The sequence below is a fragment of the Rothia sp. HMSC068E02 genome (assembly GCF_001813565.1).
GTDB lineage: Bacteria > Actinomycetota > Actinomycetes > Actinomycetales > Micrococcaceae > Rothia.
The window spans coordinates 84,299-92,914 of sequence record NZ_KV812875.1 but is presented as its reverse complement, the minus strand read 5'-3'; the positions used below and the strand labels follow the sequence as shown (position 1 = coordinate 92,914).

At 59.9% G+C, this 8,616-nt stretch carries 10 protein-coding genes and 2 tRNA genes; 8 read left to right on the top strand and 4 right to left on the bottom strand.

The genetic code is table 11. The annotated features are described in order from the left end of the window. Positions 1-335 precede the first annotated feature (335 nt). The 3 genes from HMPREF2919_RS01410 (at position 336) to HMPREF2919_RS01400 (ending at position 1,728) form a co-directional block, all read left to right on the top strand. Entirely contained in the window at positions 336-809 is a 474-nt protein-coding gene (locus HMPREF2919_RS01410) for a hypothetical protein (RefSeq protein WP_070665893.1), read from the top strand. A 137-nt stretch (positions 810-946) separates the two neighbouring features. Then, complete coding sequence (locus HMPREF2919_RS01405; protein WP_049353199.1) at positions 947-1,228, top strand: hypothetical protein; 282 nt, start codon at positions 947-949, stop codon at positions 1,226-1,228. A 56-nt stretch (positions 1,229-1,284) separates the two neighbouring features. After that, positions 1,285-1,728, top strand: a complete 444-nt coding sequence (locus HMPREF2919_RS01400) for a hypothetical protein (RefSeq protein WP_044141753.1) — start codon at positions 1,285-1,287, stop codon at positions 1,726-1,728. Between the two features lie 102 nt (positions 1,729-1,830). Here the strand turns inward: HMPREF2919_RS01400 and HMPREF2919_RS01395 are convergent. Next, a tRNA-Ser gene (locus tag HMPREF2919_RS01395) sits at positions 1,831-1,918 on the bottom strand. Positions 1,919-2,043: 125 nt separating this feature from the next. Between HMPREF2919_RS01395 and HMPREF2919_RS01390 the strand changes: the two genes are divergently transcribed. From HMPREF2919_RS01390 to HMPREF2919_RS01380, 3 genes are all read left to right on the top strand, one after another. After that, on the top strand, positions 2,044-3,054 hold the full coding sequence (locus HMPREF2919_RS01390; RefSeq protein WP_070665879.1) for an NAD(P)H-quinone oxidoreductase: 1,011 nt from the start codon (positions 2,044-2,046) through the stop codon (positions 3,052-3,054). A 248-nt stretch (positions 3,055-3,302) separates the two neighbouring features. Beyond that, entirely contained in the window at positions 3,303-3,842 is a 540-nt protein-coding gene (locus HMPREF2919_RS01385; protein WP_070665877.1) for a dehydrogenase, read from the top strand. A 219-nt stretch (positions 3,843-4,061) separates the two neighbouring features. Further along, positions 4,062-4,937 carry an HpcH/HpaI aldolase/citrate lyase family protein gene (locus HMPREF2919_RS01380; protein WP_044150069.1) on the top strand — a complete coding sequence of 292 codons (876 nt, stop codon included), beginning with the start codon at positions 4,062-4,064 and terminating at the stop codon, positions 4,935-4,937. 126 nt (positions 4,938-5,063) lie between these two features. Here the strand turns inward: HMPREF2919_RS01380 and HMPREF2919_RS01375 are convergent, their stop codons facing one another. Further along, the gene (locus HMPREF2919_RS01375; protein WP_005504446.1) at positions 5,064-5,330 is read right to left on the bottom strand and encodes a hypothetical protein; all 267 of its coding nucleotides are present in this window, start codon (positions 5,328-5,330) and stop codon (positions 5,064-5,066) included. Positions 5,331-5,435: 105 nt separating this feature from the next. Continuing rightward, positions 5,436-5,510 (bottom strand) — tRNA-Thr (locus tag HMPREF2919_RS01370). A 320-nt stretch (positions 5,511-5,830) separates the two neighbouring features. Between HMPREF2919_RS01370 and HMPREF2919_RS01365 the strand changes: the two genes are divergently transcribed. Both HMPREF2919_RS01365 and HMPREF2919_RS01360 read left to right on the top strand, forming a co-directional pair. Next, the gene (locus HMPREF2919_RS01365) at positions 5,831-6,595 is read left to right on the top strand and encodes a DsbA family protein (protein ID WP_049349922.1); all 765 of its coding nucleotides are present in this window, start codon (positions 5,831-5,833) and stop codon (positions 6,593-6,595) included. Then, complete coding sequence (locus HMPREF2919_RS01360; RefSeq protein ID WP_049349923.1) at positions 6,595-7,383, top strand: spermidine synthase; 789 nt, start codon at positions 6,595-6,597, stop codon at positions 7,381-7,383. Before HMPREF2919_RS01365 ends, HMPREF2919_RS01360 begins: the two co-directional genes overlap by 1 nt. A 102-nt stretch (positions 7,384-7,485) precedes the next feature. On the opposite strand, the gene HMPREF2919_RS01355 is transcribed toward HMPREF2919_RS01360, so the two are convergent. Next, positions 7,486-8,460, bottom strand: coding sequence for an EamA family transporter (locus HMPREF2919_RS01355; RefSeq protein WP_049349924.1), 975 nt, complete (start codon positions 8,458-8,460; stop codon positions 7,486-7,488). Between the last annotated feature and the right edge of the window lie 156 nt (positions 8,461-8,616).

Sequence of the window (8,616 nt, the reverse complement as noted above, 5' to 3'; positions counted from 1 at the left end):
CCTAGCGGGTCGTATTCTCAGCTGGGCGGGTGTAGGTATTGTCCTTGCGCTCTATCTTTTTGTCATCTTGTTTCTGATAAGCCTCAGTCAATCTTTATAAAAGCACCAATAAGGTGGTGGGTCTGAAGATACTCTCGTTTTGTTGGGTATGACCGGTCAGAATGCATGCTGGTGAGCATGAGAAAGCCCTGTTCCTCACGTTGAGGTGCGGGGCTTTGTTGTGTGTATGCCGTATGTTTCCTGGAATGGGCTCGACATGCTTGTTTCCCCGGTGGGGAGGGTCTAGGGTGAAGTTAACGCCCCTTGCGTGTGGAACGTGAAAGGTCGTGGATGCGATGTCGCAGCTACCCCAAAACAATGAAGCCTTCGATTACAACCCCGAATACGCCAAGACCCACCGGGGGAACGACAGCGTGCAGTCTGGTACGGACGACCAGCCGCTACCCGCGAGTGAGTTCTCTTCGAGCGTGTGGAAGATGGGCCCTGGCGAAAAAGCCGCAAACCTCTCCCTGATTTTCGGTGTCTTCGGTATGCTTATTCTCGCCCTAGCGTTTTGGTGGGTTTCCCATGGCTTTGGTATCGGCATGCCAATAATCATTGCTGCGCCATTACTGAGCCTCTTGGGTCTCTGGCAAGCACGAGTGGCAAGACAGCACGGTGAGGACGCCAACGTGGGTCTGTTTCTCAGCGGGATAGGAATGGTCATTGTCATCGCCATCGTCGGCTTCATCATAATGATTGGGTTTGCTCTGTACGGCTTCAATGATGCAGGCCCGTCGACGAGCCTGAGCGCTCTCTCACTTCGATAGACACGTAACACCCGGTATTGAAAGGTTATGATGCAACGATGCAGGATCCAATCCTAGGCCCGTATTCCGACCCAGCAGCTGGTCTGCGCTCGAAACCTCATCGCCACAAACAGGGTGCTGATATTGAAGAGCCCCCTATGATGCAGAGCGGTGGGAAAACAGCGACTAATCTAGGGGAACGAGCCTCCCAACTTTCACTCACTTTCGGTGTGCTCAGCCTCATCAACATCATGGTGTCGGGTCCGTGGTTTTTCGGTATCCCCACCATCATCTTAAGTGTCCTTGGTCTACATAAAGCTAAGGAAGCGGATAGTTACGGCGTAGTTTCTCTTGCGGGTCGAATCCTGAGCTGGATAGCTATCGCCAAGCTTGTCCTCGTGTACGTACTGATTGTGTGGGCGTGGTTCAACGGCGAATAGGTTTTTGCGTGAGGTATTCAACTAACGCGTGTAGATCCTGAAAGGTTGTGGATGCGATGTCGCAGCTACCCCAAAATAACGAAGATTTTGATAACAACCCCGAGTACGCCAAGCTCTACCAGGCGAACAACAGCGTGCAACCCAGTGCTGACGATACGGACGACTGGGAGCAACATGCGAGCGAGCAACCTCCTGACGTGCAAGGGGCACAAGACGGTAAAAGGGTAGCGACCTTCTCCCTGCTTTTCGGCGCTCTCGGCCCGCTGACGTTCTTTCTAGGGTGCTGGTTGATTTTCCATGATCTTGGAGAAAGCGGTCTGCGGGTAGTGTTCGTTGCGCCGGTGCTGAATGTCCTGGGTATCTGGCTGGGGTTCGCGGCAAGGCGGCGTGGTACGCGTGCCATCGGTGGTCTGATTCTTAACGGGCTGGAGCTATGCATCTTCATCGGTATCGTAGTCCTCGTCACGTCGCTTCTAAACGCCTTGTCAGGCATACACTAACGACGCCCCCGGTAACTCGAAACGGCATATGTGAAGAGCCCCGTTCCTCAATACGAGGAACGGGGCTCTTTGCGCTCCACACGTGGAGCAGAAGCTAAAACGCGGATGGTAAGGGATTTGAACCCTTGAGACGGGGTTACCGCCTACTGGTTTTCAAGACCAGCTCCTTCGGCCGCTCGGACAACCATCCATACGCACCAGAGACCGGCATTTTATGGCAATACCGTGCCGCAGGGCACTACGAGATTATCTCATGCGATAAGCTTTCTGTAAATCGCGCACCAACGATGGTGCTTCCGGCAATGAGGAGGACTCATGAGAGCAATTATTGAGAACAGTCACGGTGGACCTGAGGCTCTGACAATCAGCGAAGTCCCCGCCCCCGTACCCCGATCCCACGAAGTTCTCATCCGTGTTCACGCCGCCGGAATCAACCGCGCCGATGCCCTGCAGCGCCGCGGATTCTACCCGCCTCCCGCCGGAGCGAGCGCCATCTACGGCCTCGAAGTAGCCGGCGTTATCGAAGCGGTCGGTGAAGGCGCCTCCGTGGAGAACCGCGGCACCCCCGTCATGGCGCTCCTGCCTGGAGGCGGCTACGCCGACTACGTGACCGTACCGGTCGACCACGTGCTACCCGTACCCGAACAGCTGAGCTTCGCCGAAGCCGCCGGCATTCCCGAAGTCGCGGCAACCGTCTACTCAAACCTGGTGCTCACCTGCGGTATGAGCATGAACCCCGCCGAAAACCTCAAGGAAGACGGCGAACCCGCGGTGGTGCTCATTCACGGTGGTACCGGCGGTATCGGTGTGCACGCCATCCAGCTGGCGCTCGCCGTAGGTACCCGCGTGTTTGCAACCGTGGGAACCGAGGAAAAAGCAGAATATGTACGCTCACTAGGTGCGGAACCCATTATTTATACCGAACATTCGTTCCGTGAAGTTCTGCTGGCCGAAACTGGCGGACGCGGCGCCGACTACATCCTCGACGTCGTGGGCGGAAAGTACCTGGACGACAACCTGCACGCCCTCGCCGACGGCGGCCACCTGTGTATTATCGGTCTGATGGGCGGCGCTAAAGCAGAAGTGAACCTGGGGTATATGCTCTCCCGCCGCCTGTCAGTGCACGCCACGAGCCTGCGCACCCGTTCGGACCGGCAGAAGGCTGAGATTCTGCGCGGTGTACGCGAACACGTGCTGCCGCTGATTGAATCCGGCAGGATTGGCGTGGGTCTGGACCGTATCTTCGACATGGAGGAGGCGGCTGCCGCCCACGAATACTTCGACTCCGGTCAGCATCGCGGCAAGATTGTGCTGCGCATGGTCTAGAAATCGCTGTGCCCCCGCGGCGCCAATTTAGGCCGGTGCCATTTTAGGCAGGTGCCGCGGGGAGCGTCGCGTGAGCGGCGTGAAGAAAATCTGGGCTTGAAATAAATAGCTGACTGCTGACAGCTCGTCACCAAAAGAGATTTAGGGTAACCTAAGTATAGGGAGGTTTGCGGGTCGCCGCAGAGCCCATCACCGGCAGCCTCCACCGACCAACAAACACGGCACACACACCACGCAGAGGAGGGCATATGGGACTTAAAAGCTACCTGCAATCGCGCCGCGACGACGCCGAACTCGGCAAAGGCATCTGGCGCCGATCCCACGACCGGTTTATTCGCGGCATTGACCGCTTCCACCAGGTCCTCGAACGCCTAGCGGCAACCGATTCGTCCACCTCCATGATTGAGCTCATCGTGCCGGACGCAAACGCGCTCGCCGACCTGATTCCGCGCGTGCGTGCAGTCGCTATGGAAGCGCACCGCCTCGCCCCCAGCGACGGCGATATTCCCGCCTCCCCATTCGGCACCTACTCCGACCTGAACCGCGCCCTCTCCAAGGCAGGTAACGCCGTGGCACTCTGCGCCGAAGCGCTCGCCATGGCACGCTGCTTCGGCAATTGTGCCACCGGATGCGACCGCCAGGTGAGCGTGCACCGTCGCGTGGAAACCGTCATCCAGCACATTGAGGATGCCGAACGTCTGATTCAGCGCGCCCAGAAGGAAGCCGCCGGCGAGCTGATCTTCGACGACGGAATCCCCGTGGGCCGCACCCAACTGGTTGAGGCATAACACAGGGGCATAAATCGCGGTCAATAGGCGAGCTAGTTTGATGTGCACCTCAACAGGCGATACGCTTAAAGAAGAGGTGTAGGACACTTCTTATGCGGTTCCGTCACAATGGAGGTGACGACACAATGCGATGGTACGCGCGGAAGAACCGCAGGCTTTTTCCTGCCCCTCTACGGCACAACCCAATGCATATACAATTCACGGAAGAAGTCACACACCATGTTTGAATTCCACCGCAATGAGCGTGCGCGTCAGCTGCGCCCCAGCCTCTCACGCTCCTGGCTCCTCGTGCGCGCCAACTCCTCCGAAGAAGTCTTTGAAGAGGCCTTCGAATCCGAGGCCGACTCCATCATTATCGACCTCGAAGACGGCTGCCCCGCCGAAGAGAAGGACGCCGCTCGCGAACAGGTCGTCCGTATGCTCAACTCCGGCGTCGTCGCATGGGTGCGAATCAACGCCATCACCACCGAACACTGGTGGAAGGACGTCAAGGCCCTCAAGAACGTGAAGGGCCTGCGAGGCGTCATGCTCGCTACCGCAGAGCACGCCACCGACATTGACCGCACCGCAGCCGAGCTGCCCCCCGGAACCCCCATCATCGCGCTGATCGAGTCCGCACTCGGCGTGCACCACTCCATCGAAATTGCGCGCGCAATCGGCACTTTCCGCCTCGCATTCGGCGCAGGCGACTACCGCCGCGACACCGGCTCCTCCGCAACCCCCATGGCGCTCGCCTACGTGCGTTCGCAACTGGTGATTGCCTCCACCCTGGGCGGTCTGCCCGGCCCCATCGACGGCCCGACCCTCGGCGCATACGGCGCTGACCTCTCCAAGGCATGCGGCTACGCGAACGACCACGGCATGACCGGTAAGATCACCCTCGACATTCGCCAGGCTGAGACCATCAACGCGGCATTCTCCCCGAGCGAGCTCGAAATCGAAGAAGCACACCAGATGCTCGACGTGCCCCTCGACGGCCCCCGCGACGGCTCCTACCTGCCGCGCTACCTGCGTGCAAAGAAGGTCAAGGAACTCGCCAAGGTCTACGGCCTGTGGGGCAAGACCGACAGCGACTTCCAGCGCGCATCCAAGTAAGGCGCTGGTCTAAAGTACACACGTAAAAAGCCGCGCATCCGACCCCCGAGCGGGGAACCGGATGCGCGGCTTTTGTCTGCCTGAAACCTCACGAGGCTACAGCCTGGCGGGCTGCTGGTCGGCGGTCTAGTTGCGGGGCGATTTGCCGCCCGTCAGCGCATGAGCGCACACGTACGAAGTCACCAAGGAAATCACAATCGGCACCAGGAACGAGGTGTCATCCTCATACACGGAACGGTAGAAGAACCACACCGCCAGGGAAACCACCAGCGCCAGCACGTACACCAGAGCAAAACGCATCGTGGGGCTCATCGGGCGTGCAGAGCCCGCAGCGGCGCGACCTGCCTGCGCACGGCCACTCTGGCGCTTAGCGGATGCGGATCGAGAAGACATGAGAATCTCCTAAAGTTCGACGGTGACATCTTCGAGAAAACGACAACTCTCAGATGCTAAAAACCGCCGCAACACACCGGAAACCGGCACGCGTTACGGCGGATGTGGAGCCCCCAGTGGGATTCGAACCCACGACCTTTTCTTTACGAGGGAAATGCTCTACCCCTGAGCTATAGAGGCGCATATGCTGCCGTTCTCAACTGCCCGAAAGCAACCGGTGAACAGTGCATACCCCGCAATAGTACCAAAAAGGCGGGGGAGAGGCTAATTACTTTCAACACCGGCCCCGCAGCTGGGAGCAGGCGACAGGGCGGCTATGGTGTGCACTGCATTCACCCCGCAAACCCGCCCGAAGATAGGGAAAGTTCAGGGCAGAGGCATACAATAAACCCTATACCCACGGCGGCTGACAGCACCTCAGAGTGCACATCAACCACAGATTAATCAACCACAGATGTAGCAAACAGGCCAGCCCGCCACCCGTAGAGAGAGGAACCACCATGACTTCACCCCTCAACCGCCGCACCCTGCTACTGGGCGTAGTGCCCGCCGCCGCCCTGGGGCTGAGCGCATGCGGTTCCAGCTCCTCCCAGCCTTCCGCATCGGCGTCTGCGAGCGGTTCGGCGAGCGCATCTGCAAGCACCGCCGCTACCTCGGCAAGTGCATCCGCGAGCGCTTCGGCATCCGCTGACCCTTCGGGTACTGCTTCGGCAACCGCCGATGACGGCTACGTCGGTTACCGCCTCAACCGCGAAGTACCCGGTGCAGGCACCGCAACCCTGTACACCGACTACCAGTGCCCCTACTGCGCCAAGGCAGAACCCAAGTTCGAAGAAGCCGCCAAGAAGCTTGACGGCATCATGAACGTGACTGTGCGCCACATGCCGCTGAACATGCACGCCAACGCCGTACCCGCCGCGCTCGCCGTAGAAGCCGCAACAGCTCAGGGTAAGCACGTCGAAATGGCGAACAAGCTCTTCAACACCCAGAACGACTGGAAGAACATCAAAGAACGCGATAAGCTGCGCACCCTCTTCAATGACTACGCCAAGGAACTGGGCCTGAACGTCGAAGAATTCGACAAGGTCCTACTCGCCTCCGACACCGTCAAGCCCATCCAGCGCGACTACGAGCACGCCGTCAAGATTGGTGTGAAGGGCACCCCCACCTTCGCCGTGAACGACAAGGTCGTTGAGGGCCTGGATTCGTCCTCCTCGGTGGATGACCTGGTCAGCACCTTCAAGCGTGAAGCTGGCGTGAAGTAGTGGCGCACATTCAGCTCTCCGGTGGTCAGCGCGCCGAAATTCACCCCGACGGGTTCAGCGACCACGGCCACGTCCTCGAAATCGGTGGTGCCGAGCAGTCCCACGTGGACGTGCAGAACCCCGACTACGTGTTCTACGAGTACCTGCGCCGCATCGCAAACGCTGTGGATGCGCTCGCACCCGCCGGCGAACCCATCACCGCCGCGCACCTGGGCGCCGGTGCGCTCACCCTTGTGCGTTACATTCAGGCGACCCGCCCCGGCTCCCGCCAGGTTGCCGTGGATATTGAGCCCGAGCTCATGGGCTTCGTGACGGACCGCCTGCCGCTACCCGCAGGCACCGACTGCCAGCTTGTGGTGGGGGATGCCCGCGAGCAGCTGGCGAACCTGCCCGAACTGCTGGGCGTGCCCGGTTTTGATGCGATCATTCTCGACATCTTCACCGGCATGGACGCACCCGCCCACCTGGCGAACCGCGACTTCTACCGCGAACTCAAGGACGCCCTGAGCGAGCGCGGCATGGTCGCCATCAACGTGGGCGACGACGCGGGTCTGCCCTTCTTCCAGCTGCAGGCAACCGCCATGCTGGAAGTCTTTGACCACGTGTGGTGCCTGTGCGAGAGCTCCATGCTCAGCGGGCAGAACGAAGGCAACCTCGTGCTGGTTGGCACCGCCCGCGAGCTGGACGAGGACACCCAGGACCGGCTGTACGCGATGGGTCCGCATCCGGCGGAAGTGCTCACCACCGATGAGCTCCGCGACCTGCTGGACGAGCTGGCCGAGAGCTAAAACTGAAACATAAAACCGTTGAGGCGGGTATCAACCAGGTACCCGCCTCAACGGTTTTGTATATGGGTTTTCTCTATGCCGCGCGCCGGCAGAATCTTGGTTTTATTCGGGTAGCGGCACGGGAACGGGGTCCTCACCGTCATCCTTCTGTTTGGGGGAATCGCCCTTCGTGGTGGTGAGCGTAATACCCACACTCGCCGTCATCAGCAGACAGATTGCCACCCAACGAATCGGGCCGGTCTCCTGATCCAGCAACGCCCAACCGGCAATCGCCGCAATCGCCGGTTCCATGCTCATCAGCACACTAAACACCTGCTGCGGCAGGTTACGCAGAGCCATCAGCTCCGCGCTATAGGGAATCACCGAAGCGAACATGGCGGTACCAAAAATCATGAGGAGCAGCATCGGATCCTGCGCCGCGTTCCAAATCGGCTGAGGCGCCGGAACAACCGCCGCCACCGGGGCAATAAACGTAGCACCAACAAGCATCGCCACCGCCAGGCCGCTCGCACCCGGAACCAGGGCACCCACCTTCGCGCTAGAGCGAATGTACAGCGCCCAGAACACGCCAGCAATCAGCGCGAACGTCAGACCCAGGTAGTCGGTATCCTTGCCGACCGCCGCCTCGTAGCCGAGCACCAGCATGCCCGCCAGGGCGCAGAGCACCCACACCGCGTCGCGGAGCCTGCGCGTCAGCATGGACGCCAACGCCAGCGGGCCCAAGAACTCCACCGCAACCGCCAAACCAATCGGGATGCGGTCAATCGCGCAATAGAAGAAGCCGTTCATCAGACCGAAAGTCATACCGAAAATGATGACGGCACGCCACTGCTCCTTCGACCAAGACAGCGCCCCCGGCGGCATCGTGCCCCTGCGACGGGTACGCCAACGCGCCGCCAACCACACGGCGCTACCCACCACCATGGAAGCAATCGCCAGACGGCTGACACTAATAGCCAGAGCACCAAACAGCGGGAAGAGCGTCACCGCGAACGCGGCACCGAACTGCAGCGATGAGCAGGACATCAGCACAAACATAATGCCCAGTGCGGGGCGTTGAGATGAAGTATGCGGCATGATTCTCCTTCCTGCGCCTCACAAGGCGGTACTTCTCCACGTGTGCATGCTGTGCCGCTACGGGGCAGAACGAACGCTCCAATAGCGCCGTTTAAAGAGCGCCCCCCCCGGGCAACACGAGATACTATCCTACTCGTTACCCGGGGGGGGGCTAGA